We start from the raw sequence: 24,888 nt of genomic DNA on the forward strand, positions 1-24,888 counted from the left end.
CGCGGTTGTCGGCCGGCCCTCCCCGAGTTCCCCGCCCCCGGGTCACGAACCGGGCCTTCCGTGAAGATCCGGACCAGTCGCTTACGCATCGCACCGCGGGGACTACAGTGAGCCATGTGCGACACGTCACACCGTGTCGCGTGTCATGCGCCTGGGGCGAGGGTCTCCTCGTTCCCGGGTTGCGTCGTTTTTGGGGGCATTATGCATGAAATGAGCAAGGGCTCGAATGTGACGCTGGCGGCCCTGAGCGAGAACGTCGGTTCGGTGATCGTCGGTCTGGGCTGGGGGAGTCCGACCGGCGAGGGCGACGCTGACGTGTCCGTCCTCCTGCTGGACGCGAACGGCAAGGTGCGCAGCGACTCCGACTTCTACTTCTACAACCATCCGGTCGCCGCCGACGGCAGTGTGCAGTTGCTGGGCAAGACGCCCACGGCGGACGGAAACGAGGACCGGATCAGCTTCGACCTGACCGCCGTCCCCTCAGACATCGACCGCGTGGTGGTGGCCGCCAGCCGGTACGACGGAGCGTGCTTCGGCGAACTGGACGACGTACGGCTGTCGTTGGCGGACGGGGCCGGTGAGGAACTCCTCCGCTTCGCCGTGCAGGGCGCCGACTCGATGAGCGCGATCATCTTCGGCGAGCTCTACCGGCGCGGGGAGCAGTGGAAGTTCCGCGCCGTCGGCCAGGGCTACGACACCGGACTCGCCGGTCTGGCAACGGACTTCGGCGTCGACATCGAGGACGACGCGGAGGCGGCGGAGGCGGCGGAGGCTCGGGGCGACGCCGAGGAGGCGGAAGCACGGGGCAACGCGGGCACGGCGGAAGCGCGGGGCGACGCCGAGGCGGTGGAAGCGCGGGGCGACGCGGGCACGGTGGAAGCGCAGGGCGACGCCGCGTCCGAGGGCCGGGCGGTCGTGACGGCGACCCCGGCCCCGGTTCCGGTCACGACCCCTGCCGGTGAGCCCGGTCCGCGGGAGGCCGTGGAGACCGTCCCGGCTCCCCGCCGTCCCGAGGACGCCGCCGCCCGGCCGGGCAGGGCGACCGCACGGCCTCGTACCGCGAAGAAGAAGGTCACCCTGCCCAGGGCGGCCAGAAAGACCCTGGCGGAGAACGAGTCCTGGAGGGCGGCCCGGCTCTTCCCGGTGTCGGCGCTCAAGAGCGACCGGGACCGTGAGACACGCGCGACCTCCGTGCTGCTCTCGGTGATGGCGCAGGTGCCGGAGTTCGGCAGGAGGCTCACCGCCGCGTTCGGGGCGCCCGCCGGCCGTATGGAGACCTTCACCGAGGTCACCCTGCCGCACGGCGACTCCCCGCGGCGCCCCGACGGAGTGATCCGCGTCGAGCGGGCCGGCAAGCTGTGGACGGCGCTGGTCGAGACGAAGACCAACGGCAACGCGCTCAGGGCCGACCAGGTCCAGGCGTACATGGACATCGCCGCGCGCCGCGGCTACGAGGCCGTCATCACCCTGTCGAACGACGTCGAGCTGGAGGGCAGCCCGCTCGTCGACGTCAGGATCGACAAGCGCCGCAAGCACAAGGTGGCCCTGCGGCACCTGTCGTGGGCGGAAGTCGCCCACCAGGCACAGATGTTGATCCGCCACGAGGGCGTCGGCAACGCGGCGCACGCCTGGCTCCTCCAGGAGTTGCTGCACTACCTCCAGCACGAGAACTCCGGCTGCCACGGTTTCCAGAACATGGGCCCGGCCTGGGTGCCCGTACGCAACGGGATCGACGACGAGACCCTGTGCCAGGGAGACCCACGGGCACTGGAGGTCGTCGAGAACTGGGAACGGCTCATCCGCCAGGTGTGTCTCGCGCTGGGCGGCGAACTGGGGCAGAAGGCACTGCCCGTCCAGCGCTCCAAGCGGGGAGCGGATCCGGGAGCGCGCCGCAGCGGACTCGCCGACCGGCTCTGCGTCGACGGAAGACTCCAGGCGGAACTGCGGATCGAGGGAACACCCGGCGTCCTGGCGATCAGCGCGGACCTCCGTACCGGAAGGCTGCGCACCTCCATCGACATACCGGCGCCCGAGCAGGGCCACCCCCTGTCCTGGGCGAAGCGGCTTGTGCGGCGCCTGGCCGAGGCACCGGCGGACCTCCATGTCGAAACCCTCGTCGACGGGGAGACCGGCGGCCCGCGGAGCACGCTGGAACGGCTCCGCCCGGAGCCCGCTGACATGCTGCCGAAGGACGGCGACACCCGGATCACCGGTTTCCGCCTGTCCTTGTTCAAGAGCATGGGCAGTACGCGCGGCACCGCCCAGTCCGGTTTCATCCGGAGCGTCGACGACGCCGTACACCGCTTTCACCGGACCGTGGTGGTCCACCTGGACAGCCCGGCACCGCGCCGGGTGCCGTCCGGGCAGGGAGCGGCGAGAGGCTGAGAGGGCGGGACCGGGACAGCGGGAGGCGGAGGCCCGGAGGGAGGCGGAGCCCCGGCGGTCACGAACCGGTGGCGGTCAGGGATGCCGCGGCTCACCGTGCGCGGGCGTCTCGCCCATCGCCATGAGCTGGAGCCGCAGCGCCAGCCGCAGGCGGGGCGAGGAGAGATCGAGCGGGACCGCCTCCTCGAGCTTGCGCAGTCGGTAGCGCAGCGTGTTCGGATGGACCCGCAGGTGCCCTGCGGCGCTCTGCGGGTCGCCGAAGTGGTCGAGCCAGGCCGCGAGGGTGGTGAGGTACGGCGTGCCGTGTTCCTCGTCGTGCGCGCGCAGGGCGGCGAGCGGCCCGCCGAGCTGCCATGTGCCGGGCCCGACGGCGGCCTTGGCACGTTCCACGACGACGGCGTCCCAGGCGTCCTCCATCAGCACGAGCCCCGTCCCGTGGGCGAGGCGGAGCCGGCCGGCGCCGGTCAGCCGGTGGAGTTCGGCCGCTTCCGCCGTGGAACGCGGCAACTCCTCGGGGGAGCGGGCGGGGCAGCCCGCCACGGCGTACAGACCGGGGTCGTGCGCGCGTGTCTCGGTGAGCACGTGCCGGAGCCAGCCGACGGTGCCGGCGTCGGCCCGGACGCCGGGAGCACCTCGCCGCCCGCTCCGTCCCGGCTCGGTGACCACGCCGAACAGCAGCCCGTCGAGGTCGGCGAGCAGCGGCTGGTGCCAGCCGAACCGGTGGGCGACCGACTCCCAAAGGTCAAGCAGCCCGCGTACATCCTCGGTCCCGCCGGACGACGACCCGAAGGCCACCACCCGCCAGGGACCGGCCGGCAGCGCGGCGGCCGCTCCCGGCGCCCGGTCCGGGAGGGCGCCTTCGCGCAGGGCAGCCCGCAACTGCCCGGCCGACACCCGCCGCGCGATGCCGGCCTCGGCGCGCAGCCGCAGCAGATGCAGGGCCAGGACCGAGGCCACCTCGCCGAGCTCACGGACGCGTTCCGGCGGGACCGGCGACCTGACCACGGCCCAGATCGACCCGAGCCACTCGCCGCCCGCCCGCACGGGGATGACCAGCCTGGGCAGGATGCCGTCGGGACCCGCGGGGGTCCAGATGGGGTCGCCGGAGCGTGCCAGCCTGCGGAAGACGCCACTGGCCCGGAAATGCGTCAGGGTCTTCGCGGGGACGCGCCGCCCCACGATGGTGGAGACCCGTGCCGGGTCGGTGGTGTCCTGCCGCGCGGAGTAGGCGAGGACGCGGGACTGCGTGTCCTCCACCGTCACGGGCGCGTCGATGATCTCGGCGGCCGCGTCGGCCAGGGCGAACAGGTCGCTGTGCGGGCCGGGGGTGCCGAGGGCGCCTGTGGCGGGCGCGGAGGCCCGGTCGATGACACCGCGCAGCAGCCAGACGACGTGCGCCCACGAGGTGTGCGGTTGCAGTTCGACCAGTGCGGGGCCGCCCGTCGGCCTGCGGGCCGCGCGGGTCACCTGCGCGTCGCGCGCGGCGGGTCGCTTGAGGACCAGGCCCGCGGCCCCTGCCCCGGCGGTCCGTTCCAGCAGGGCGAGGGCTCCGGCCCGGTCCGTCACGCCCACCCCGAGGACGAGTTCGCCCGGCCGGCCCGCGGTGTCACCGGGTTCGGCCAGGGCGACGTCGTGCACCTCGGCGTTCCCGGCGGGGACGACCGTACGCAGAAGCCCGGACCCCAGGGAGTCCACGAGGTCGGTCACGGTGATCACGGCCGGCACCCCGCAGCGCGGCGTCCGGGACTGCTGCTCATGAGCCCCATTGTGTCCCACGCGCATCGTGCCCATCGCATCATCGGCACCGCCCTCATTGTCAGCCCGCCACAAAGACAACGGAGGCGTCCGGCACCACCATCGGAGGCGTCCGGAGGCGTCACCGGCCCGGACAGGTCCCGTACGAACCGCCCCGCACGAAGAGGTCCCGCATGGCCGCCCGCCCTCCCTCGCCCGCACCCTCCGCCCCCAGCCGTGTCGCCGTCGTCGGCGCGGGCATGGTCGGACTGTCCACCGCCTGGTTCCTCCAGGAGCGGGGTGTCGACGTCACCGTGTACGACCGCGAGGGGGTGGCCGCCGGGTCGTCCTGGGGCAACGCCGGATGGCTCACCCCCGGTCTCGCGACCCCGCTGCCCGAGCCCGCGGTCCTCACCTACGGGGTGCGCGCGGTACTCAGCCCGTCCTCCCCGGTCTACGTCCCGCCGAGCGCCGACCCGAAACTGCTCAGGTTCCTGGCCGGGTTCGCCCGCAACAGCACCGCCTCCCAGTGGCTGCGGTCGATGCGCGCGCTCGTCCCCATCAACAGCCTGGCGCTGTCGAGTTTCGACACGCTGGCCGAGGGCGGTGTCGAGGCGCGGACGCTGGAGGCCAAGTCCTTCATCGCCGCCTACCGCTCGGCCACCGAGCGCGAGGTCCTGCTGGAGGAGCTCGAACAGATCCACTCCGCGGGCCAGACCATGGAGTTCGACGTCCTCGACGGGAACGAGGCCCGGGGGGTCGAGCCGTCCCTGTCGGACGAGATCGGCGCGGCGATCCGGCTGCACGGCCAGCGCTACATCGACCCGGGCCACTACGTGCACGCCCTGGCCGACGCGGTCCGTGCCCGCGGCGGGGTGATCCACGAGGGCACGGAGGTCACCGACGTGCGGGACACGGCGGCCGGAGTCACGGTCGTCGTCGGCGGCGGGGACGGTGAGCGCTTCGACGCGGTGGTCCTGGCCACGGGCGCCTGGCTGGGCCGCCTCGCCCGGGAGTTCGGCGTGCGCTCCCTCGTGCAGGCCGGCCGCGGATACAGCTTCAGCGTCCCGGTCGAGCACGTGCCGTCCGGGCCCGTCTACTTCCCCGCCCAGCGCGTCGCCTGCACGCCGCTCGGCGACCGGCTGCGCGTCGCCGGGATGATGGAGTTCCGCAAGCCGGAGGCGCCCCTGGACGCCCGCCGCGTCCACGCCATCGCCGAGGCCGCCCGCCCGCTGCTGCGCGGCGCCGACCTGGACGCCCGCCGGGACGAGTGGGTCGGCTCCCGCCCGTGCACCACCGACGGCCTGCCCCTGATCGGCGCCACCCGCTCCCCCCGCGTCTTCGCCGCGGGCGGCCACGGCATGTGGGGCATCACCCTCGGCCCAGCCACCGGACGCCTCCTCGCCGAAACGATCGTCACCGGCGAACTCCCCGCGCAGCTCGCCCCGTTCGACCCACTGCGCTGACCGCCCTTCGCCTCGGACGCCGACCGCCCGCTGTGGGCCTCATGGCGCGTACCCGTTCTCCTCCTCCCTCCCCCTCCCTCCGCACGCCCGGCGCCGGGAATACTGGAAGTCCGTGGTGGCGCGGAGACGGATCCGCAGGGGGAGGGAGCGTGCCATGGGCAGTCCGGATCAGGGCCGGGCCGGCAGCGGACCGGTCGGTGCGGAGCAGATGATCGCGGAGGCGCGGAAGGCGTTCTTCACGATGTTCGCGTTCCTCGTGGGGATCTGGCTGGTGCAACTGGCCAACTACACCGGCGGTTACGCCCTCTCCCGGCAGTTCGGGGTGTCGTCCGGTGACTTCGGCACCCTGCCCGACATCCTCACCGCGCCTTTTCTGCACTGGAGTTGGGCGCACATAGAAAGCAACTCCGGCCCGCTGTTCATCTTCGGCTTCCTCGCCGCCTACCGGGGTGTGGCCCGCTTCCTCGGACTGAGCCTGCTCGTCGCGGTGACCAGCGGACTGACCGTCTGGTTCTTCGAACGGGGCGGCGTGGAGACCGTCGGAGCCAGCGGCCTGATCTTCGGCTACTTCGGCTACGTCGTGGTCCGCGGCCTCTTCGACCGGCATCTGATCGACACGCTGATCGGCATCGTCATGGCGGCCTCCTTCGCCTACATGCTCACCGTCGCCGTGCCGGGGACACCGGGAGTGAGCTGGCTCGGACACCTCGGCGGCCTGATCGGCGGCCTGGTCGGCGCCTGGGTCTTCCGGGACCGCCGCCCACGGCCCGCAGGCCCCGGCCGCCGCCCCGACGACGGAACCGGGACGACGACCCGCGGCGACCTCCCGGTACAGGCCGGCAACCCACGCGCCGACCTGCACAAGGAACTCGGCGACCTGGGCCTCCTCTGACCGGTCACGTCCACGGCGAGGCGGGGGCGGCCCGAGCCTGACGTGAGGTCGCTCAGGGCAGCTTCGCCAGGCCCCCGTTGATGGCGGCGAGCAGCGCATCACCCGGTGCGTCGCCGTGGCCGCCTGAGCCGTCCGCGGCCCAGCAGGCGTAGCCGTCGGGACGGATGAGCAGGACGGCGGCGCCAAGGTCGTCGGGGCAGGTGGCGCGGACGAGATCGACCCGCGGCGGGAGCGGGAGACCGGCCGGGACGGCCCCGGCCAGGTCCAGCACGACGGCGTGCCCGGACGCGAACAGCGCCGAAAGTCGGGTGGGGCCGGCCTCGGTGACCAGGTCGGCGTCCGGCACGCGCCGCCCGGTGAGCGGATGATCGCCGGGGAGCGGATAGCGCAGCGAGAGGCCGGACATCAGTCCCGCGATGTGGCGATTGGTGTCGGGCAGGCGCAGCAGGTCGATGAGGATGTCACGCAGGGCGGCCACGTCCTCGCTCGGGTTCGGGTCCGCCAGGACGCGCTGCGCCGACGTGTGGTGCAGGACCTGGGCTCCGACGGGATGCCGTTCAGTGTGGTAACTGTCCAGGAGGCCGCTCGGCGCCCGGCCCTGGACGGTCGCGGCGAGTTTCCAGCCGAGGTTGAACGCGTCCTGGATGCCGAGGTTGAGGCCCTGTCCGCCCAGCGGCGGATGGATGTGCGCGGCGTCGCCCGCGAACAGGACGCGCCCCGACCGGTACTGCTCCAGTTGCCGGGTGGCGTCGCTGAACCGCGAGGAGTTCTCCACGGCGGCGAGGACGGTCTCCGGCCCGTACACGGCCTGGAGCGCGGCGGCGATCGCCTCGTGGGTGACGGGGGTGTCGCGATCGGCGTCCGCGCCGGCGTCCGCCTGGCCCGCGCGGCCGAAGGTGAGCCCGTACCGGTCGCCGCCGAGAGGGACCAGCATGGCCCAGTAACCCCCCGCGTGACGGGTGAGGGCGCTCATGTGCCCGATCTGCCGCGGCACCAGCGACGACATGGCCGACAGGCGGATGTCGGCCAGCACCGCCTGGTGGGTGCCGGCCCTCCCGGGGAACGGCAGTCCCAGCAGTTTCCGCACCGTACTGTGCCCGCCGTCGCATGCCACCAGGTAGCGGGCCCGCACCCGCGGGCCGTCCGCCGTCACCACCACACCGTCGTCGCCCGGCTCGACCCCCGAGACGGCCGCCCCGCGCCGAACCCGCGCGCCGGCGGCGAGCGCGCGCTCCTCGAGTACCTCCTCGATCTCCCACTGAGGTACCGCGATCGGGAAGGGGTGCCTGGTCCGCCAGGGGGTGCAGTCCAGGGGAACGGGCAGGGTCGCGAAGTGCCCGCCGACCGGCTCACGGGACGCGGCCCGCCGGAGCAATGGTTCCAGCAGCCCGCGTGACTCCAGCAACTCGGCGGTACGGGGCTGGATCCCGCCGCCCTTGAGCTGCTCGACACGCTTGGGCAGCTTCTCCAGGACCAGGGTCCCGACCCCGGCCGCCGCCAGCTCGCACGCCAGCATCAGCCCGGTCGGACCGGCGCCCACGACGGCGACCTCGGTCTCGATCTCGTCCATCACTCGTACTCCTCCACGCGCACTGCCCCCTTTTCTTCCCTCAGGTTAAATGTATACCAGGTGCAGAAATATCCCTGGGGCAGTGTCGGCTACGATGGCGTCGTGGACGGCAGGCCAGGACTACGCGAACGAAAGAAGCAGCGGACCCGCGCGGCGATCTCCGACGCGGCGATCGCGCTGTTCCTCGAACACGGCTTCAACCAGGTCTCGGTGGCTCAGGTGGCCGAGGCGGCCGAGGTGTCGAAGCGCACGCTCTTCGCCTACTTCCCCACCAAGGAAGACCTCGTGGTGCATCGCCTCGCCGACCACGAGACCGAAGCCGCCCGCGTCGTACGGGCCCGCCCACCCGGCACCGCCCCCCTGACCGCATTGCGCGAGCACTTCCTCAAGGGGCTGCACGAACGCGACCCGATCACCGGGCTCAACGACCATCCCCAGGTCCTGCGCCTCACCCGGATGATCCTGGACGCGCCCTCGCTGGTGTCCCGGATGGATCAGTTCCACACCGGTGCCGAACGAGCACTGGCCCAGGCACTCCAGGAGACGGCGGACACCCCCGAACTCACCGCGCGGCTGGCCGCCACCCAGATCGTCGCCGTCCAGGGGCTGCTGGCCCAGGACAACGCGGCACGCCTGGCCCACGGAGAACCCGCCGACGCACGCCACGCGGGAGCGGTGGCGGACGCGGAACAGGCATTCACGCTGCTGGAGAGCGGACTATGGCAACTGCGGGGCGACTGACCCCGCGGCTACTGGTCCGGCGGCAGTGACACTTCGCAGCGGGTGACGACCGGTGGCGTCGCGTCGTCACGCGCCCCCGTGGGCGCCTGTACGGTTCCGGCTGCCGTCCATGGACCACCCCGACTAGGGTCGGAACTACGGCACCGCGTGCCGGACATCGGTTTGGTGGGGCACGGAGGCGCCGACAAGGTGCCGCAGGGAGGCACACCATGAACGTGGAGCTGAACCACACCATCGTCCACGCCCGGAACAAGCAGGAGTCCGCCGAGTTCCTCGCGGACATCCTGGGCCTGGAGGTCGGCGCACCCTTCGGCCCGTTCGTTCCCGTGGCCACCGGCAACGGCGTCACCCTCGACTACATGGCTGACCCCGAAGGACCGATCGCCGCCCAGCACTACGCCTTCCTCGTCTCGGACGAGGACTTCGACGAGGCGTTCGACCGGATCCAGCAGGCCCACGTGACGTACTACGCCGACCCGCACATGGAGCAGCCCGGCCACATCAACCACCGCGACGGCGGCCGCGGACTGTACTTCCAGGACCCGGTGGGCCACGCGATGGAGATCCTCACCCGCCCGTACGGCAGCGGCAAGGACGCAACGGAGTCCGGCTGAACCCGCCGGCGGGCGGCGGCTGGTCAGTGCGGCAGGGGCAGCGTCAGGTGCTGCCTGCGTCGTCCGACTGCCGTGGACTCTCCGGGCGCGCCTACGACCGGGGCCCGCTCAGGACCGTGCAGCGGTCCCGCACCCCTCTCGCATGCGCTTCTCCATCGACGCGCTCCGGTCGTACGGGTCGACCTCGGGACCGTTCCGCGGGGGCGAGGTGACAGGATCCGAGCCGAACCTGGGCGTGAAGTAGCCGTTGAAGACGCCGCATTCGCTGTTGGCGGTGTCCACCTTGTACGAGACGAGGGAGAACGTACCCGGATCGACGACGACCTTCGCCGGGTCGTCCCAGCTCATCACGACCTCACGGCGCACGATGGTGCGCGCGACCTCGTCGATTCCCGCCGAGGCCGGCGCGACCGGATAGACGTACGTGACATCGGTGGTCACCTCGACCGCACCGCGGTCACCTTCGCGGTACGTGATACGTCCTCGCACCTTGACCACGTCCCCGACAAGCCGGACCTTCGTCGTGTCGAACCGGCTGAACAGCAGCAGGGGATCGTTCTCCCGGCTGGGCGCGCGGAACGCGGTCGCCAGGTAGTCCTCGACATCCGGCTGATGGGGATTGATCAAGGCGATCGCCTTCCTCGGCCGCTCCCCGCGCAGCACACCGGGATCCAGACTGGACGCGGCGAGGAAGTCCCGGGTCCTCTCGAGCGTCCGCGCGACCTCCGCCTTGCTCATCCAGCCGGTCGCCCGGGCCTCGGGCATGCCGATCCCGGCCGTCCCGTCACCCCACCGCACCGCGGGCGAACCCCGGAACGGGTGATAGGGCTACGCCCTCGGTCGGCGGCGCCTGATCCGGACGCTGCGACTCCACGGCGAGCGGCGTGCTTTCCCCGCCCGCGCCCCCGCCCCCGAACCATCCGGCCACCCGCCCCGGATCCAGCGCCACGACCAGCAGGGCGACCGCGACCAGCAGCCCGGCCGCGTACCAGACCTTGCCTCCTCGCCGCCGGGCCGGCTGGTGACCGCGCCACGGCTCCGGCGGACCGGTCTCCTCCCGCAGCCGCCGCGCCACCATCCGGGCCCGCGCCGACGGTTCCTCGGGAGCCCCCTTGGTTCCTGCCTCGGCCTCCCGAAGGAAGCGCTCCCACTCCTCGTCCGCCATGGACCCCTCGTCCTTGCCCACGCCGGGCCCCGCCCCTCTTCTGTGCCCGCCCCCACCCCAGGACGGTGATCATCCGTGCATCATCACACGGCCTGGCCGCCTCAAGATCATCACCGGCCAGGGGCGTCCGGCGCTGCGGGAGAGGGCGCCGCGAGGCGGCCCGGGGAGCGGATCAGTGTTCCTGGGCAGGCTCAGCCGACCTTTGTGCGGCCCGCGCCGCTCCCCGGGCGCGGGCCGGCCGCCGCAGACGCGTTCCGAATCCGGCTACGGGCCTGTCAGACCGCGAAACGGTCGGGATCCGCGGCCTTCCAGTCCACCGCCCAGGACTCGGGCGGCTCGATCAGCAACTGGCCGGGGGTCAGCCAGTCGTAGAGCTCCGCGTAGGAGCGGACGGTGACCGGGTCCACGCGCCGACGCAGCATGCTCGGGCGCAGTTCCGCGGGTTCACTCACACCCAGCGAGGCGATGATCTGCAGTGCGCTGTTCACCGTGGCGGACTGGAACCGGTGGACCCGGGCCGACTTGTCGTCGACGTCCAACGCGCGGGCACGGCGCGGGTCCTGTGTGGCGACGCCGGCGGGGCAGGTGTTGGTGTGGCAGCTCTGCGCCTGGATGCATCCGATCGCGAACATCATGGCGCGTGCCGCGTTGGTGAAGTCGGCGCCCTGCAGCATGCGCTTGACGATGTCGGCTCCGGTGGCCACCTTGCCGCTGGCGCCGATCTTCACCCGGTCCCGCAGGCCGACGCCGACCAGGGCGTTGTGGACGGTGATCAGTCCCTCGGTGAGCGGACTGCCCAGATGGTCGGCGAACTCCAGCGGCGCGGCTCCGGTACCGCCCTCCGCTCCGTCGACGATGATGAAGTCCGGCGCGGTGCCCTCTTCGAGCATGGCCTTGCACACCGCCAGGAACTCCCGCCGGGAGCCCACACACAGTTTGAAGCCGACCGGCTTGCCACCGGACAGCTCGCGCATTTCGGCGATGAACCGGATCAGCTCCCGGGGCGTGTCGAAGACCTGGTGGTAGGGAGGCGAGATGACGGTCTTCCCCTCGGGAACCTCACGTACCCGGGCGATCTCGGCGGTGACCTTCTCTCCCGGCAGCACCCCTCCGATACCGGGCTTGGCTCCCTGGGACAGCTTCAGGGACACGCATTTCACGTTGTCGCGAGCGGCCTTCTCGGCGAACCGCGCGCGATCGAAACCGCCGTCCGGGGTGCGGCAGCCGAAATAAGCGGTGCCGATCTCCCACACCAGGTCGCCACCGTGGCGCAGGTGGTACTCCGACATGCCGCCCTCACCGGTGTCGTGAGCGAAGCCTCCGAGGGCGGCCCCCTGGTTCAGGGCGAGGATGGCATTGGAGGACAGCGAACCGAAGCTCATGGCGGAGACGTTGAGCAAGGCCATGTCGTAGGGCTTGGTGCAGTCCGGGCCGCCGATACGGACCCGGGGCTGCTCCGCCGGCACGGGGCGCGGCCTCATCGACGATTCGAAGTATTCGTAGCCCTCGGCGTAGACGTTCCGCTCGGTGCCGAACGCGATCTCCGCTTCGGTCCCCTTGGCGCGCTGGTAGACGAGGCTGCGCACATCACGGTCGTAGGGACGGCCATCGGTATTACGCTCAATAAAATACTGCTGCAACTCCGGCCGGATCGACTCCAGCATGAAGCGGATGTGCCCCAGCACAGGGTAATTACGGAGAACGGAATGACGCTTCTGAAGCAAGTCATAAGTGCCGAGCCCGGCTATCCCCGCGCACAACACGGCGACCAGCCACAACCAGGGCGACACGGTCAACGCCGAGACGCCGAAGGAAATGGCGAGAGCCCCAATGAATACGATCACTGCAATTCTGATCATGCGGGGAACGTACAGCCCTCCCAGCGCAGAGCACAATGTCCCAAGGATGAGACATCCGACGCATGCCGCCCGGCACCGGCGCCGACCCTCCCCATTGACCGGACGTAACCTGCGGCGACGCCCCCGCACTCGGCGTCTCCACTGGTCACGAGGTCTCCCGACGCCTTCCTTGCGATCACGCACCGCAGCGGCCCCGGCCCGAGGCGGAACGACCCCGACGGCGACATCGATCGCCTTTACGGTATTGGCGCAGGATATGAGCTGTTTCGGTGCAACATCGACGATTCAGGCTCTTCTTTATTCACATGCCATCCACTTGGATCACACATTACGATTCCCTCACCGCCCACAAGCAGGTGCACATCCAAGCATCGTATTTGGGCATTTTTCGGGAGGGAATCACTTGAACATATCTTTGGGTGCGAGATCGCGTGCTGTCCTGGCTTCCCTGGGAACTCTTGGCCTGTTGCTGGTCGGGGCGTCGCCCGTGAGCGCGGCGAGCGGAACACCCACCACACCCACCCAGCTCTTCAACGACGACCAGAGCTGCTCGACCGACGAGACGACGCCTACCTATCTCTGGGCCCGCGAAGGTCTCACCGTCATGGGCATACCGGGAAGCCCCGAGAGCACCGACAACGGCCCAGTCACCGTTCGGTACCAGGTCTGGCCGATCACCGACCCGACCCGGATCACAACAGTCTCCCGCGACCATGCCGCCCTCGGGTTCGAGGCGACAGCCGTTTTCCCGGCCGATGCCTTCACCGACGGGCAGACCTACGCGTGGCAGGCGCAGATGGTGGCGGGCGGAACGGCGTCGGACTGGTCGACGGAGTGCTACGTCACGATCGACAACACCGCCCCGTCGAAGCCTCCGACCATCTCCTCGTCCAACTACCCGGACAATGACGAATGGAACCAGGGCGGCGAACCGGTCCAGGTGACCCTGGACGCCAACGGGGTCGACGACGTCGCCGGCTTCGAGTTCTCCTGGACGGGAGACTTCCCCGTCATCGGTGCGTCCATCGGCGCCTACGGGGTTCCGCACTTCGAGGACCCGTACGAGAACCCCAAATACTTCAAACGCGCCGACACTCTCGGCGGTTCGGCCACGCTGAACCTGATCCCGCCGCGAGGTGCCGGAGTGATGACCCAATGACGTGGTGGAAGGTGCGTTCTCGTGACCGCCGTCCAGGGACGGCAGTTGCTCACGGCGCCGTTCTGCATCACGTGGGCCTGCGGCCGGCTGAAGCGGTGTCGTCCTGAGGCTGTCTGACTGCCACTCACCCGAGAAGGGCCGGGGCACGCTCACGCTGCGCGAGATACACGTACACCCCCTCCCGCCGGAACGGTCGACTCACTGTTGGCCGGACCGGGTCGTACTTTGCGCGCCTGGCATGGCCACACGATCCCGAATCGGACAACAGTGACAAGTGCCACATCGGTGAGAAGTCGCACAGGGGTAAATGCTTGCTCTGTGAGGGGTCTCCGGGTGGGATTGCCGCAACTGTCGAGTGGGGGTCTCACCTTGCAAGGGGATTGATCATGCGCAGAGTTCGTGCGCGGCGCCGCATCATGGTCGCAGTGGCCGGGGTCGCCACCCTCACCAATGCCGCACTAATATCACCCATTTTGTCCGATTCGGCGATCGCTGCACCCGTGCATTCGGTGCAAGGAGTCAAAGCCGGGCCGGCAGCAGCCGGGCAGCAATCGGAGAGCACCGCCCACAGCTTGCTGACCACCGAGCAGTGCCAGGCGAAGTGGCGGATCTCCTGCTACACCCCGACCCAGTACCAGCGGGCGTACAACCTGAACCCGCTGCACCGGGCGGGAGTCACCGGCAAGGGGCGCACGATCGTGCTCGTGGATTCCTTCGGCTCACCGACCATCCAGCATGACCTGGATGTCTACAGCGCCCGGTTCGGTATGAAGAGCACCCACGTCGACGTGGTCAAGTGGGGTAACGTCCCGCGCTTCGACCCAGCGAACGGGGACCACAACTTCTGGGCCGGGGAGAGCACCCTTGACGTGGAGATGGCACATGCCGTCGCCCCGGACGCGCGCATCGTCCTGGTGGAGACCGGGGTCAACCAGAGCGGGGTCGGCACCACCGGCCTGCGAGAGATGATGGACGCCGAGAAGTCGCTCATCGACCGCGGTGTGGGCGATGTGATCAGCCAGAGTTTCGGCGCGACGGAGAACACCTTCCCCGGCTTCCGCAACGGTGACTTCTCCAGCATTCGGAACCTGCGGTACGCCTTCAAGGACGCGGCCAAGCACGGTGTGACCGTCCTCGCGGCCTCCGGCGACGACGGTGCCACCAGCCCCACCGCGAACAGCAAGGTCGACTACCCGTACAGGGCCAACTCCTGGCCGTCCTCCGACCCGCTGGCCGTCTCGGTCGGTGGCACTCAGCTCCACTTGGACGCCAAGGGCGACCGCATCGCGCCGGACAGTGTCTACAACGACGAGGGCGCGAGCGGCGGCGGCCCGTCCCATGTCTTCGCCCGTCCCTCGTACCAGAACGGGGTCGGGCAGGTGGTCGGCGACCGCCGCGGCACTCCCGACGTCTCGATGTCCGCCGCGATGAACGGCGGCGCATGGGTGTACTCCAGCTACGACCCGAAGCGGGTCGGCTGGGATGTCTACGTCGGCACCAGCGCGGCCAGCCCGCTCTTCGCGGGCATCGTGGCCCTGGCCGACCAGGTCGCCGGACACCGACTGGGCGACATCCACCAGGCGCTGTACTCGCTGTTCGCGAAGTCCTCGCGGAACCCGTCCACCGGGATCGTGGACGCGAAGGACGGCACGAACAACAGCTACGCGGGAGTCACGGGCTACAGCGCGGTCAAGGGCTACGACCTGGCGACCGGCGTCGGCACGATCGACGCGTCCCGCTTCGTCCCGGCCCTCGCGAAGGAGGGCTGAAAGCATTCCCGTCCCGAGGGGCTGGCGCCTGCCCGCTCTGTGGATCTTGAACGGGCTGACTTGACCCGCATGACGCGGTGGTGGCGGCTGAACGCCGGGGTGCCGATCGCTGAGGCGGCCCGTCGGGCCGACATTTTCACTGCCTGGGCTGCCTCGTAGGCGTTGGTGAGGTTGCGGCGGCTTTGCAGCGTGACGAGGTGGCCGCTCCCCAGCACTTGTTCACGCTGGGGCAACGTCGCCTGCAACAACGTGATGGCCTGGCTGAAATCCCCCACTGTGCAGTAGAGGGCGGCGAGCTGTCGCGGCTGGAGAGGGTGTGCGGGTGAGAGTCACCCAGAACCTGTCCACGCCGGGTCAAGCCAGCCTGGAACATAGAGATCGCTCGGCCCGCGTCTGGAACCAGACGTTGACCGCACGCCTCGTCCACGGCCCCCGGCATACGGCCGCTCGGGCGGCACCTTCTGGACGTCGTTGTCAGGTTGACCTACGGCGGTGTGGTGTCGGACGCCCAGATTCTGTCCGATGGCTCAACGTTCAGGGAATGAGCGCCTGGGCCCGACGAGCGATTTCGTCCGGGGTCACGTCCTCCACGTGCGTGAGGAAGACCCAGACATGTCCGTAGGGATCCCGCAGGATAGCCGTGCGGTCGCCGTGAAACTGGTCGGTCGGTGGCTGCAGAAGTTCCGCGCCGGCCGCGCTGGCCTGCTCGGCAAGTGTGTCGACGTCATCAACGAAGACGGTGTAGCCCCACGGTCGTACCGCCAATGGTGGTTGGCGCGGCGAGGGTAGGGCCTTCGGCATCGCCCAGCATAATGGTTGGACCCGTGAATGCTGATCTCCGCATGCAGGATGCGCTCGCCCGGGCCACCGAGACGGAACAGTTCCTCGGCTCCGAACGCCTTGCTGTAGAAGTCGATCGCGTTGGCGGCACCGTCAACCATCACATGGGCGATTACGGCGTTGCGGTAGTGCTCTGGAGCGGCGGTTGTGGCCATGGAAACTGCCTCCTCGGTTGGCTGACGGCTACCAGTGACCACGAAGGTAGAAGCTGAACCTAACTTGAGGTCAAGCGCTCTTGACCCGACAAGCGAAGTGCCTTGAGGGGTGGCAGGACGTCGCCAACCGCCACATCGAGAACCTGCTCCGTGAATATGAGTGGCGGCACCTGACCGTGTCTGAGGCTCCCGGCGTCGTATCCCAGCGGCCATGTCGGTGCTGCATGTTTCAGTTCATCGGATGGCCGATCTCCGCGATGTCGTCCGCGATGTCGGCCAGAGTGATCTCCGAGTTCAGTGCGCTGACCACTTCTTCGGTCAGAGGACGGCGGGAAAAGACGTGGCGAACGGCCTCCAGGTCGACCGGAGCCTCGTGGTTGTCTTCGGCCCACCGCTGAAAGGCTTCCGGCGAGCGGTCCACCAGCAGTTGGAAGAGGTACCCGGATCCGTCCGGGTCTTCAGTTGCTTCCCCGGGGAAGTCGATCGTCCCTGTTCTCCAGCTGTCGTCTCCCGCCTCTCGCCATATACACGCAGTGACGCGAGGCATTCCGTCATACGAGAACGCGGGGTCCTCAACGCACGGTCGGAAGACATCAGGGACCTCGTCGAGTACTCCGGGCCACAGCCTGTCCTCTGCGTAGGGGCTCATAGGTGATTCGTGATCGAATCCACGGACGCAGGCGCCGGCGGCTGAGAAAACGATCGAGTAGTCGTCGCCTGATCCGCTTCGCATCGAGGCCATCGACTCCTTCTCGGACCAGCGGTCGTTGAAGGAGTGATCGCGGCCCGACCACTCGGGGCTCAGGACTGCCTCCAGGATGGCCAGGGAACGGCAGTGCTCACGGAGGACAGCTATCTCGGGCAGCTGCCGAGCAACATCATGAACGGTCACCCGCTCATCCAAGCGCACACCTCTGCCACGTCAGGCCTGCCTGCCGGGTGGCTGTCTCGTCAGAGACAAGAACCGTGAAGAGCGTGGCTCACCTGCGGCGTCAGAGGGCGTCAGCCAGCCGCACAGAGTGTGTCGGAGGTGTGTCGGACGCCCCGCGAAGGGCGACGTCCGCTGGAGTGGCCGTCGATACACCACTCCAGCGGACGTGACCGGGAGATGTGGCCGTGAACAGGCCGGGGCCGTACAGTTGCCCGGTTGACGAGTGGGGGGCGGATGAAGTTCTGGCGTAACAAGAAGAAGCAGCCAACATCGAGCGAGGACGCTGCCGTGGCGGTTCGACTCGTTGAGAGTTGGTTCCGCAGCATGGATCCCAGCGTGGCGGCGGATCTCACCCGTCGATGGCAACAGTCAGGGCGACTCGATCCCGACGAGGCTCGGCGTTTCGCGGCCTGGTACCGGGAGAGTGTCCGCCTCTACATGCGCGACGCCACAGCCAATGACAGGCCGTCGACACCGAACATGTCAACTCAGGATTTCGAAACGTTCCGAGCCGGGACGTTGTCGGTGGCTGAGGACTTCTTTGCATTTGGCCGATGGTTGAAGGCTGAGGGATACGAGTGAAGGAGTGGTTCCTCAGCAGGAACCACAGCGGTCCCCGCTGCCATCCCGTCTACCGTCGTCCCCATCGCAGTGCAGCGGGTCTGGCCCCCTGGGTCAATGTGGAGCGCCCCGCTGGCTCACTGGCCGTTCTCTAACCGCCCGTGTGCTCGGTCCGCTTCGAACGAGTTCCTGGATCGGGTGAGTTGAGCGACGTTGGGGCATGAAGTAAGGGCCTACGTTCTGGCAAGGTCGGCTGTAGATCGTCAGGAGCCGACCTGCTGGTGCGTCGTCAGCCCGAGCTCGGTGTTGAACCAGTTCGGAAGCTCTTGGGCCGCACCCACCTCCAGACGCATGAGCGCCCGCACATGGCCCTGCTCCGGGATGATGGAGTCCAAGAGGCCAATGACCTGGGCGAGCCGTGTCTGATGGGCGGATGACTCCGACTCGCCTGCCACCTTCATAAGGTGCCTGTAGGCGATCGTGAGCTGGGCGTTGACTTTGCTCTCGAGCTCAAGTACTGCGTCGCTTGCGACCAGCTGAGCCTCAGCACGGGTGTCTCGTTGGGCACGCCGCGCGCTGCTCACTTCCACTGCTTCCGCGTCGGCAGATCCCGATTTCAGTGCGTAGGCATACGCCAACATCGCGTCTCTGTAGTGGCGATCATGGGCGTTGAGCTGAACATAGCAGCTCCGGAGCTGATCGATCCTGCGTTGATCTTCAGAAGCCCGCTGCTCTGCGGTGCGGACCCGTTCCTCTTGCTCAGACCTCCGCAACTCCGCCCGCTGAGCGAGGATCTGAGTGATCAGTGCGGAGGCCAGCGTGCCGCCTACACCAACGCTTGCAACGATTACAGAGATGATCTCGCCGGACATCCCCACCCCCTGGACTCAACTGAGTTCCCCTGATGTGCAGACGGTAGTTAACGCGCCTGCACGGCTCGCTCTAAACGCTGATGGTCGCCGAGGAGCTGCTGCCGGCGTGGCGTCGCCGACGGCACATCCGTCTGCTACCCGACCTCTCGCCCCGTCCAGGCCGTATTTGACGGGGCTGACCTCGACGGGTGCTTCAAGATCCTGTCCACGAATAGTCCACAGACCGCGTCCTAGGCCCGCTCAGCGCTGCATACGCCTGCGCATACAAGAAGACCCCGGCCTCAGCGTTTCCGCTGGTGACGGGGTCTTTGGGCACCTCATGAAGGGTGCCCCCGGCAGGATTCGAACCTGCGCACACGGCTCCGGAGCCCAGGTGAGTGCGCGGGGCGTCGGGCGCGCTGACCTGCGGGGGAGGGGTGCAGGGATTCCACCCCATCGAAGATCATTACGTCCCTATTACGCGGGCGGCCTGTCCGGGGGTGCGGCTGCACCGTATCGTCGGAGGCATGATCTCGGGCAGTGGCGGGGGACCGGTCGGCGGCGGTACGGAGTTCACGGCGGAGGGCGTGGCAGTCGTCCTGCGCGAGGCGTGCGAGGCTGCCGGACTGGACGCGAGCGGAGCGGAGCTGCTGCGGCTGGGCTCCAACGCGGTGTACCGGCTGGCGTCCTTACCGATCATTGTCCGTATCGCCCGTGACCCCGGTGTGCTGCCGGAGATGGAACGCGCAGTGGGCGTGGCCCGCTGGCTGCAGACGGTCGACTTCCCGGCCACCCGGGTGCCGGCCGGGATCGCTCAGCTCGTCGTCGTACGCGGCCTGGTGGTGACCTTCTGGGAGAGCGTCCAGGAGCGCGAGGAGTACGCGACGGTCGGCGAGCTGGCCGACCTGCTCCGCCGGTTGCACTGGCTGGAGGAACCCGAGTCACTGGGCCTCCCGTACTTCGACCCCATGGCCAAGCTGTCTGCCTCGCTGGACGGCCTGGATGCCGTCTCCGAGGAAGATCGGTCCTTCCTGGAGGAACGGGCGGCCAAGCTTGCCAAGGAGTACGACCGGCTGGACTTCGTACTCCCCTTCGGGATGATCCACGGGGATGCCAGCATCGGAAACATCCTCCGCCACCGGGATGGTCATGCCGTCCTCATCGACCTCGACGGATTCGCCCTCGCCCCGCGCGAGTGGGACCTGATCCAGACAGCGCTCTTCTACGACCGGTACGGCTGGCACACCCAAGCGGAGTACGCCGAGTTCGTCCACCGGTACGGGTTCGACCTCATGAACTGGCCCGGATACGAGACGCTGGCCGACCTTCGGGAGCTGATGATGGTGGCGTGGCTCGGACACCAGGTCGGCGTGAGCGAGCGCTCTGCTGCCGAGTTCGCCCGGCGGGTGCGGTCTCTGCGAACGGGTGAGGGACGCGACGTATGGAGTCCGTTCTAGTGCCGCCTTGCCTCGACGGTCAGCGCATAGTCGACGCTGACTCGGAGGCTGCCAGACCCACCGCGAATTTTCAGGATGTGTGCGCCCGGCTCCAGAGGCGGCAACTGGATCCACAATCCGCACCCAGTGGTCTTGAAACCACTGTCCACGCCGATGACACGACGGCCTGCGAAACGGCTGATCTGAATCGTCTCCCCACGATAGGTCTCCGGATCCAGCCGCTTGCCGTCGAGGGCGGCCCACCCGGTGGCGCTCGCCATGAAGTCCGAGCATTCCTGAGAAGTACCCCACCTGTTCACGACGGGGAAGGCGACCGGCCGCCCGAAGGGAAGAGTGCAGGCCCGCTCGGCCGACCCCCCGTACGTGCCGGCAAGGAACCACACATCGTCCGGTTGGTACCGAGCACATGAGCTTCCGTCCTGGTCCGCGATGGGATCGGATTCGTCAGATCCGGCGGATACCCATGACCACCACCGACTCTGCAGCTCCGCGGATGAGAGTACGGTTGTCCCCCTGCTTCCACATCCCACCACGGCCGTCAACACTGCGACGGCAAGCACTACCCAGCCTGATCGCACTCTCATCCGCACCCCCACGTCACGCAGGCGCCACCGTTTCACGATGGCGCGGCATCCAGCGGGCACACTATCCGTGCGCCCTGGGCCGGCAGAAACAGTTGGATTGCGGATCAACGCGCCTGGCCAACAGTTAGTTCAGCACGCGCCACACTGGCGTCCTACCAATCGGTAGCAACCGCCAGAGGAGAATCCCACACCTTGGTCATGACGGGAGACAGCCCCAGGGCCGACGGCGCAGCCTCAGCGTCGTACCTAGACCCCAGAAGCGATCCACAGCCTGTGCTCACGTGCCTCTTCAGCAAGGTCACGTGCTGCAGCATTGTGGCCGACCGCACCGAGGTTTCGGCGGAACTCGGTGAGGTAGCTGATGCATCGCGCCGACTTGAGCTGTTCCCCGAGATCCAGCGCGTCGAGTGCCACGCGGCATGCCTCCTCGACGTCCCCGGCCCGCAAGTGGGCGTCGGCCAGGACCATGGTCGCGAAGAAGTCGCTCCGTACGTGGCTGCCGCTCATGGCGTTCTCGGCGTGGGCGACGGCTCGGCGGGCGCTGTTGACGTCACGGAAACAGTGGGCGGCCTCGGCGGCAAGCTCGGCTTCGTCGAAGTAGCTGATCCACTCCGGCTCGTCCTCGTTGTTCCGGCTTTCGAGGGCCTTGGTCGCTGCGCTCAGGGCGGCCTCGCAGGCAGCGACGTCGCCGGTACGCGCAAGGGCGCGGGCCTCCATCGCATGGAACTGCGCGCGTAATGTCGGGGTGGCCACCGGAGAGATGCCCATGAGGGCGGCACGGGCGAGAGTGGCGGCCTGGGTGTACCGCCCCAGGAACGTCGCCTGGTGGCTCATCGCTGACAGGATGCTGCCCGCGAGCCGGCGGTCGTTGGCGTCCTGGGCGAGACGGAGGGCCTGGAGGAAGTACCGCTGGGCGAGTCCGTGATGACAGGCGTCGTACGACATCCATCCAGCAAGGAGGGTTGCTTCTGACACGGTGGAGAACAGGGCCCGGCCCACCTGTTCGGTGTACCGGCCTCGCAGGAGTGGGGCCACGTCGTTGTTGAGGTACTGGATGACCGAGTGACGCGCGTGGTCTCCGCCGAACTGGTCGTCAAGCTGGGCGAACATGTCCGCCGTAGTCTTTATGGCTGCCACGTCACCGAGACTGACTCGGGTGCCTTCGGTACGCGGCCGGGGGATGCCCGGCTCAGGCGCGACCAACCATCGGAGGGATGCCTCGTTCCATGCGGGCTCGGACGGCTCCGCGGTGAGCAACGGGTCGTACTGGTTGAGATCGGCACGCCACAGTTGGCCGACCGTCCGAATGGCGTCATCCGGGCTGGCGGGATACGCGGCGTCGAGCAGAGCGGCGTCTTTGAGCTCCCCGTGGCTCAATCCGAGTTCGGCCGCGCTGGTGGTGAAGGCGTCGCACAGAAGTGGGCCGTAGAAGTCGTCCGGGGTGCTGTGGCCGTTCTCCCAACTGGCGATACGCCGCTTCACACTGGCGTCCGATGGGAGCTGGTGGCCACGCTGGGCGGCGGCCTGACGTAGCTCCCTTACCAGTCGTAGCTGGCTCCAGCCCCGGCCCGTGCGAGCCTCACGTAAGCGGACACTGGTCGGCTTCAAGGCGGCCTTTCACTCCCTGCGTGATGCCGATGCGACAACTCGGGGTTCCGTTACTGAATGTACGTGCTGGTCATCGCTTCGTGCAGGCAGTAACCAAAGATCACCTGCAAGGAATGGGGAGGACGGGGGATGACGTGTCATGCCTGGGCGCGTCATCCCCCGTCACCTCTCGTCATCTCCCCTGGCCAGGGGACCGGCCTTGAGTCTGGACGTACGGCGGCATCGGGGCCGCACCGTAGTCCGACTGAAGGTGAGACGACGTGCAGAGGATGACCAGGCGGGGCATGGAATGGCTGTCTGCGGCGGCGGACGACCCGGCGCAGTGCCGACAGGTTTGGGCGGATGACCCGCGGATGCCCTGCCTGCTGGCGACGGGCCGCTTCTTCGACGTGGTGAGCGTGGAACAGCGCCTCGGCTTGGAGATGTTCGATCGGCTCTTGCGTAGTGGCTTGCCGTTCGGGCCCTCAGTCATCGACCGCAAGGCGCAGCGCGTCGGATTCTTCCTCGGCTCGCAGAGCCGCGAGACCTTCACGCACTACCTCGAACGGGAGACGTCCTCCCCGCCGCCGTACCGGTACCTCGGCCACGGCTCGGCCGTCGTCGTGCCCGGCCCCATCCCGTTGTCCAGCGACCGCTACCAGTGGCTTCGGGCGCCGATGCGCCGGCCGGCGGCCAACCCGCTGCGGCCGGTCGCCCTCGCGACTGCGCTGGTGGCCTCCGCGGAACTCCTGGCGAGGATCGACCGCTTCGACGAGCAGTACCCGACTCCGTACGCGGCGGTCGCTGCGCTCCCCGAGGAGACGACCACCGATGCGGGATAAGCCGACCGACGGGCGCGACTCTGCCACGTGGTCGCCTCTCGACAGCGACGGATGGTACGCGGCCCGAAACGCGACCACCGCACTGCGGGACGCCCTCGTACGCGCAGGTCTGGAAAAAGACTTCCCGTACTTGCGCGCGGACTTGAACGCCTTCGGACACGGCCTTGTTGAACTGGGCCGGGTGTCCCCCGACACGGCCGAACGCATCGCAGAGCTCCTGCGCCTGGCGCTCGCAAGCGGCTTCCGTGTGGACCGTGAGGACCCCGGGCACACGCCGACTGCCACCAACGAACACGAGGAAAGGGACTGACGTCATGACCGACCGGCGAGGAGTGGTGGCCCGGCGCGCGGAAGATCTCTCACCCGGCGTGCCGTATGTCCGCGGCTGGAACCGTGCCCGGCGAAGCGCCGACACTCTGGCCGATCAGCTGGTGCTGCTCGGGTTGGACACCGACTTCCCCGGTCTGGTCGCCGACGTGAACGTCTTCGGTGACGGTCTGGTGCAACTCGGTACAGCTCGCCCTGAGGCAGCGGAACTGCTGGCAAAGCTGATCATGGTAGGACTGAAAGCTGAGCGATGCGGCACGGCGGCCGAAGCATCTATGACCACCCGGCGGGAAGCACCTGCGGCCTGAGCCGCACCTCGGACGCCTGGTGGGCGCGATTCGAACGCAGACCCGCGATCAGAAGATCTGGCCCCTTGCGGCATTGTGCCCTGGCACTGCCGCAAGGGGCTCGTCGCTGTCCTTGCGCCCCTCGATGCTTCCCTCGGCCTGCCGCTCGGCCGGGACCGGCGCCCCAGCGCCGCAGCCCGGACGAACGGCAGGCCGCAGGTATGCGTGACCACCGCATTAGGAGTTCGATCTAACCCCGGCCTGTTCAGGCCTCGCCTCGTGCGTCGGTGCCGTCCGCGACCGTTGCGTGTCGCTCTTATCCGGGGTCGTTGATGTCAGCGTTGGATGTCAGCGGAACAGCTCCGGCACCGGACAGGCCTCCAAAGGCTCGTCCGGCCGATCGGCCCAGCGCCACCAGACATGCCGACCAGTACACCTCCATAGCCTCCGGCACGTCCGCCGGCCATCGTCGTCACGCTTAGAGAGGACGATGCCGCCGGACTTCATGAGCTGGCTGCACTCGGGACACGCCGGGGCGTCGATGACTTCCTCGTCGCCCCCGTGTGGCTCACTCATCCCCGTCCCTGTTCAGATACAGCGGGGAGGAGAGGTCCGTGTCCAGGTCCAGGAACCACATGGTGACGGCGTGCTCGAACTTCGCGCAGGCGTTGAGGTGCTGGGCGGTGAGGTGGGCGACGTACCGGGCGGCGGCCGCGCTGTGCCGGGCGGACTCGTCGGTGCTGGTCGGCAGGTCGCTCTCCAACGAGAGGATCGCCAGCCACCAGCGGTTGAGGAGGTCGGTAGAGAACGAGTGCAGCATCTTGCGGGCTTCGCCAACTCCGTGTTCGGACGCGAGGCGGCGGATCCCGTCGGCGTCGAAGCCCGTGAAGGCGATGTCCGGGATGCCGGACAGGTTTTCGCGGAAGCGGGCAATCGCCTTCAGCTCGGCCGCGGTGAATGGGTCGGTCCCAGACTCGTACTTGGACAGGTCGTCAATGCCGGTGTCAGCCATCGTGCTCCTTCGGTGGCGCTACGGGGGTGGGACGGGGGTCAGCCGAGGTAGTAACACAGGTGCAGCCTCGGCCGCTCCTGGTAGCGAGGAGTACGACAGC

General features: G+C 68.8%; 22 protein-coding genes and 2 pseudogenes. 13 read left to right on the plus strand and 11 right to left on the minus strand.

Annotated features, from left to right (window positions below; translation table 11 throughout):
- Positions 1–201: 201 nt before the first annotated feature.
- Positions 202–2,385 (plus strand): TerD family protein, encoded by a 2,184-nt coding sequence (locus tag OIE49_RS24090; RefSeq protein ID WP_326804096.1) that lies wholly within the window; start codon positions 202–204, stop codon positions 2,383–2,385.
- A gap of 75 nt (positions 2,386–2,460) precedes the next feature.
- On the opposite strand, the gene OIE49_RS24095 is transcribed toward OIE49_RS24090, so the two are convergent.
- Positions 2,461–4,101, minus strand: coding sequence for a helix-turn-helix domain-containing protein (locus tag OIE49_RS24095; protein WP_326804097.1), 1,641 nt, complete (start codon positions 4,099–4,101; stop codon positions 2,461–2,463).
- A gap of 212 nt (positions 4,102–4,313) precedes the next feature.
- Between OIE49_RS24095 and OIE49_RS24100 the strand changes: the two genes are divergently transcribed.
- Entirely contained in the window at positions 4,314–5,585 is a 1,272-nt protein-coding gene (locus tag OIE49_RS24100; RefSeq protein ID WP_326804098.1) for an NAD(P)/FAD-dependent oxidoreductase, read from the plus strand.
- A gap of 154 nt (positions 5,586–5,739) precedes the next feature.
- Positions 5,740–6,477 carry a rhomboid family intramembrane serine protease gene (locus tag OIE49_RS24105; RefSeq protein ID WP_326804099.1) on the plus strand — a complete coding sequence of 246 codons (738 nt, stop codon included), beginning with the start codon at positions 5,740–5,742 and terminating at the stop codon, positions 6,475–6,477.
- Positions 6,478–6,529: 52 nt separating this feature from the next.
- On the opposite strand, the gene OIE49_RS24110 is transcribed toward OIE49_RS24105, so the two are convergent.
- Positions 6,530–8,047: an FAD-dependent monooxygenase gene (locus OIE49_RS24110; RefSeq protein WP_326804100.1), complete on the minus strand. Its 1,518-nt coding sequence runs from the start codon at positions 8,045–8,047 to the stop codon at positions 6,530–6,532.
- Positions 8,048–8,149: 102 nt separating this feature from the next.
- Between OIE49_RS24110 and OIE49_RS24115 the strand changes: the two genes are divergently transcribed.
- Positions 8,150–8,788 (plus strand): TetR/AcrR family transcriptional regulator, encoded by a 639-nt coding sequence (locus tag OIE49_RS24115; protein ID WP_326804101.1) that lies wholly within the window; start codon positions 8,150–8,152, stop codon positions 8,786–8,788.
- Positions 8,789–8,997: 209 nt separating this feature from the next.
- Positions 8,998–9,402 (plus strand): VOC family protein, encoded by a 405-nt coding sequence (locus OIE49_RS24120; RefSeq protein ID WP_326804102.1) that lies wholly within the window; start codon positions 8,998–9,000, stop codon positions 9,400–9,402.
- Between the two features lie 108 nt (positions 9,403–9,510).
- Here the strand turns inward: OIE49_RS24120 and OIE49_RS24125 are convergent.
- Together OIE49_RS24125 and OIE49_RS24130 are read right to left on the minus strand one after the other, a co-directional pair.
- A pseudogene (locus tag OIE49_RS24125) lies at positions 9,511–10,588 on the minus strand (hypothetical protein).
- Positions 10,589–10,842: 254 nt separating this feature from the next.
- Positions 10,843–12,426, minus strand: a complete 1,584-nt coding sequence (locus OIE49_RS24130) for an FMN-binding glutamate synthase family protein (RefSeq protein ID WP_326804103.1) — start codon at positions 12,424–12,426, stop codon at positions 10,843–10,845.
- Positions 12,427–12,913: 487 nt separating this feature from the next.
- Here OIE49_RS24130 and OIE49_RS24135 point away from each other — a divergent pair, with 487 nt between their 5' ends.
- Together OIE49_RS24135 and OIE49_RS24140 are read left to right on the plus strand one after the other, a co-directional pair.
- Positions 12,914–13,585, plus strand: coding sequence for a hypothetical protein (locus OIE49_RS24135; RefSeq protein ID WP_326804104.1), 672 nt, complete (start codon positions 12,914–12,916; stop codon positions 13,583–13,585).
- 386 nt (positions 13,586–13,971) lie between these two features.
- Positions 13,972–15,354, plus strand: coding sequence for a S53 family peptidase (locus tag OIE49_RS24140; RefSeq protein WP_326804105.1), 1,383 nt, complete (start codon positions 13,972–13,974; stop codon positions 15,352–15,354).
- Here the strand turns inward: OIE49_RS24140 and OIE49_RS37160 are convergent.
- A pseudogene (locus OIE49_RS37160) lies at positions 15,282–15,641 on the minus strand (hypothetical protein); the annotation flags it as partial. The gene OIE49_RS24140 and the pseudogene OIE49_RS37160 sit on opposite strands and share 73 nt — an antisense overlap.
- Positions 15,642–15,888: 247 nt before the next feature.
- Positions 15,889–16,155 (minus strand): VOC family protein, encoded by a 267-nt coding sequence (locus tag OIE49_RS24145; protein ID WP_326804106.1) that lies wholly within the window; start codon positions 16,153–16,155, stop codon positions 15,889–15,891.
- A gap of 23 nt (positions 16,156–16,178) precedes the next feature.
- Here OIE49_RS24145 and OIE49_RS24150 point away from each other — a divergent pair, with 23 nt between their 5' ends.
- A complete protein-coding gene (locus OIE49_RS24150) occupies positions 16,179–16,406 on the plus strand; it encodes a hypothetical protein (RefSeq protein WP_326804107.1) in 228 nt (75 codons plus the stop codon).
- 172 nt (positions 16,407–16,578) lie between these two features.
- Here the strand turns inward: OIE49_RS24150 and OIE49_RS24155 are convergent, their stop codons facing one another.
- Positions 16,579–17,259, minus strand: a complete 681-nt coding sequence (locus OIE49_RS24155; protein ID WP_326804108.1) for a hypothetical protein — start codon at positions 17,257–17,259, stop codon at positions 16,579–16,581.
- Between the two features lie 255 nt (positions 17,260–17,514).
- Here OIE49_RS24155 and OIE49_RS24160 point away from each other — a divergent pair, with 255 nt between their 5' ends.
- On the plus strand, positions 17,515–17,862 hold the full coding sequence (locus OIE49_RS24160) for a hypothetical protein (RefSeq protein WP_326804109.1): 348 nt from the start codon (positions 17,515–17,517) through the stop codon (positions 17,860–17,862).
- Positions 17,863–18,104: 242 nt separating this feature from the next.
- On the opposite strand, the gene OIE49_RS24165 is transcribed toward OIE49_RS24160, so the two are convergent.
- Positions 18,105–18,713 (minus strand): hypothetical protein, encoded by a 609-nt coding sequence (locus OIE49_RS24165; protein WP_326804110.1) that lies wholly within the window; start codon positions 18,711–18,713, stop codon positions 18,105–18,107.
- A gap of 506 nt (positions 18,714–19,219) precedes the next feature.
- Here OIE49_RS24165 and OIE49_RS24170 point away from each other — a divergent pair.
- Positions 19,220–20,149 (plus strand): aminoglycoside phosphotransferase family protein, encoded by a 930-nt coding sequence (locus OIE49_RS24170; RefSeq protein ID WP_326804111.1) that lies wholly within the window; start codon positions 19,220–19,222, stop codon positions 20,147–20,149.
- Here OIE49_RS24170 and OIE49_RS24175 read toward each other — a convergent pair.
- Positions 20,146–20,409, minus strand: a complete 264-nt coding sequence (locus tag OIE49_RS24175) for a hypothetical protein (protein ID WP_326804112.1) — start codon at positions 20,407–20,409, stop codon at positions 20,146–20,148. The two genes, OIE49_RS24170 and OIE49_RS24175, sit on opposite strands and share 4 nt — an antisense overlap.
- A gap of 570 nt (positions 20,410–20,979) precedes the next feature.
- Positions 20,980–22,215 (minus strand): hypothetical protein, encoded by a 1,236-nt coding sequence (locus OIE49_RS24180; RefSeq protein WP_326804113.1) that lies wholly within the window; start codon positions 22,213–22,215, stop codon positions 20,980–20,982.
- 386 nt (positions 22,216–22,601) lie between these two features.
- Here OIE49_RS24180 and OIE49_RS24185 point away from each other — a divergent pair, with 386 nt between their 5' ends.
- From OIE49_RS24185 to OIE49_RS24195, 3 genes are read left to right on the plus strand one after another with little or no spacing between them, the layout of a single operon-like run.
- A complete protein-coding gene (locus tag OIE49_RS24185) occupies positions 22,602–23,162 on the plus strand; it encodes a bifunctional DNA primase/polymerase (protein WP_326804114.1) in 561 nt (186 codons plus the stop codon).
- Complete coding sequence (locus tag OIE49_RS24190) at positions 23,152–23,472, plus strand: hypothetical protein (RefSeq protein ID WP_326804115.1); 321 nt, start codon at positions 23,152–23,154, stop codon at positions 23,470–23,472. Before OIE49_RS24185 ends, OIE49_RS24190 begins: the two co-directional genes overlap by 11 nt.
- Before the next feature lie 4 nt (positions 23,473–23,476).
- Positions 23,477–23,797 (plus strand): hypothetical protein, encoded by a 321-nt coding sequence (locus OIE49_RS24195; RefSeq protein WP_326804116.1) that lies wholly within the window; start codon positions 23,477–23,479, stop codon positions 23,795–23,797.
- 547 nt (positions 23,798–24,344) lie between these two features.
- On the opposite strand, the gene OIE49_RS24200 is transcribed toward OIE49_RS24195, so the two are convergent.
- Positions 24,345–24,788 carry a hypothetical protein gene (locus tag OIE49_RS24200; RefSeq protein ID WP_326804117.1) on the minus strand — a complete coding sequence of 148 codons (444 nt, stop codon included), beginning with the start codon at positions 24,786–24,788 and terminating at the stop codon, positions 24,345–24,347.
- Positions 24,789–24,888 lie beyond the last annotated feature (100 nt).

Source organism: Streptomyces sp. NBC_01788 (assembly GCF_035917575.1).
GTDB lineage: Bacteria > Actinomycetota > Actinomycetes > Streptomycetales > Streptomycetaceae > Streptomyces.

What these genes read in the sequence shown, in the direction of transcription:
- OIE49_RS24100 (WP_326804098.1), top strand. Translation starts at nt 4,314, where the DNA reads ATGGCCGCCCGCCCTCCCTCGCCCGCACCCTCCGCCCCCAGCCGTGTC.
- OIE49_RS24200 (WP_326804117.1), bottom strand. Translation starts at nt 24,788, where the DNA reads ATGGCTGACACCGGCATTGACGACCTGTCCAAGTACGAGTCTGGGACC.
- OIE49_RS24090 (WP_326804096.1), top strand. Translation starts at nt 202, where the DNA reads ATGCATGAAATGAGCAAGGGCTCGAATGTGACGCTGGCGGCCCTGAGC.
- OIE49_RS24190 (WP_326804115.1), top strand. Translation starts at nt 23,152, where the DNA reads ATGCGGGATAAGCCGACCGACGGGCGCGACTCTGCCACGTGGTCGCCT.
- OIE49_RS24110 (WP_326804100.1), bottom strand. Translation starts at nt 8,047, where the DNA reads ATGGACGAGATCGAGACCGAGGTCGCCGTCGTGGGCGCCGGTCCGACC.
- OIE49_RS24130 (WP_326804103.1), bottom strand. Translation starts at nt 12,426, where the DNA reads ATGATCAGAATTGCAGTGATCGTATTCATTGGGGCTCTCGCCATTTCC.
- OIE49_RS24140 (WP_326804105.1), top strand. Translation starts at nt 13,972, where the DNA reads ATGCGCAGAGTTCGTGCGCGGCGCCGCATCATGGTCGCAGTGGCCGGG.
- OIE49_RS24160 (WP_326804109.1), top strand. Translation starts at nt 17,515, where the DNA reads ATGAAGTTCTGGCGTAACAAGAAGAAGCAGCCAACATCGAGCGAGGAC.
- OIE49_RS24170 (WP_326804111.1), top strand. Translation starts at nt 19,220, where the DNA reads ATGATCTCGGGCAGTGGCGGGGGACCGGTCGGCGGCGGTACGGAGTTC.
- OIE49_RS24145 (WP_326804106.1), bottom strand. Translation starts at nt 16,155, where the DNA reads ATGCCGAAGGCCCTACCCTCGCCGCGCCAACCACCATTGGCGGTACGA.
- OIE49_RS24175 (WP_326804112.1), bottom strand. Translation starts at nt 20,409, where the DNA reads ATGGCGAGCGCCACCGGGTGGGCCGCCCTCGACGGCAAGCGGCTGGAT.
- OIE49_RS24120 (WP_326804102.1), top strand. Translation starts at nt 8,998, where the DNA reads ATGAACGTGGAGCTGAACCACACCATCGTCCACGCCCGGAACAAGCAG.
- OIE49_RS24165 (WP_326804110.1), bottom strand. Translation starts at nt 18,713, where the DNA reads ATGTCCGGCGAGATCATCTCTGTAATCGTTGCAAGCGTTGGTGTAGGC.
- OIE49_RS24195 (WP_326804116.1), top strand. Translation starts at nt 23,477, where the DNA reads ATGACCGACCGGCGAGGAGTGGTGGCCCGGCGCGCGGAAGATCTCTCA.
- OIE49_RS24105 (WP_326804099.1), top strand. Translation starts at nt 5,740, where the DNA reads ATGGGCAGTCCGGATCAGGGCCGGGCCGGCAGCGGACCGGTCGGTGCG.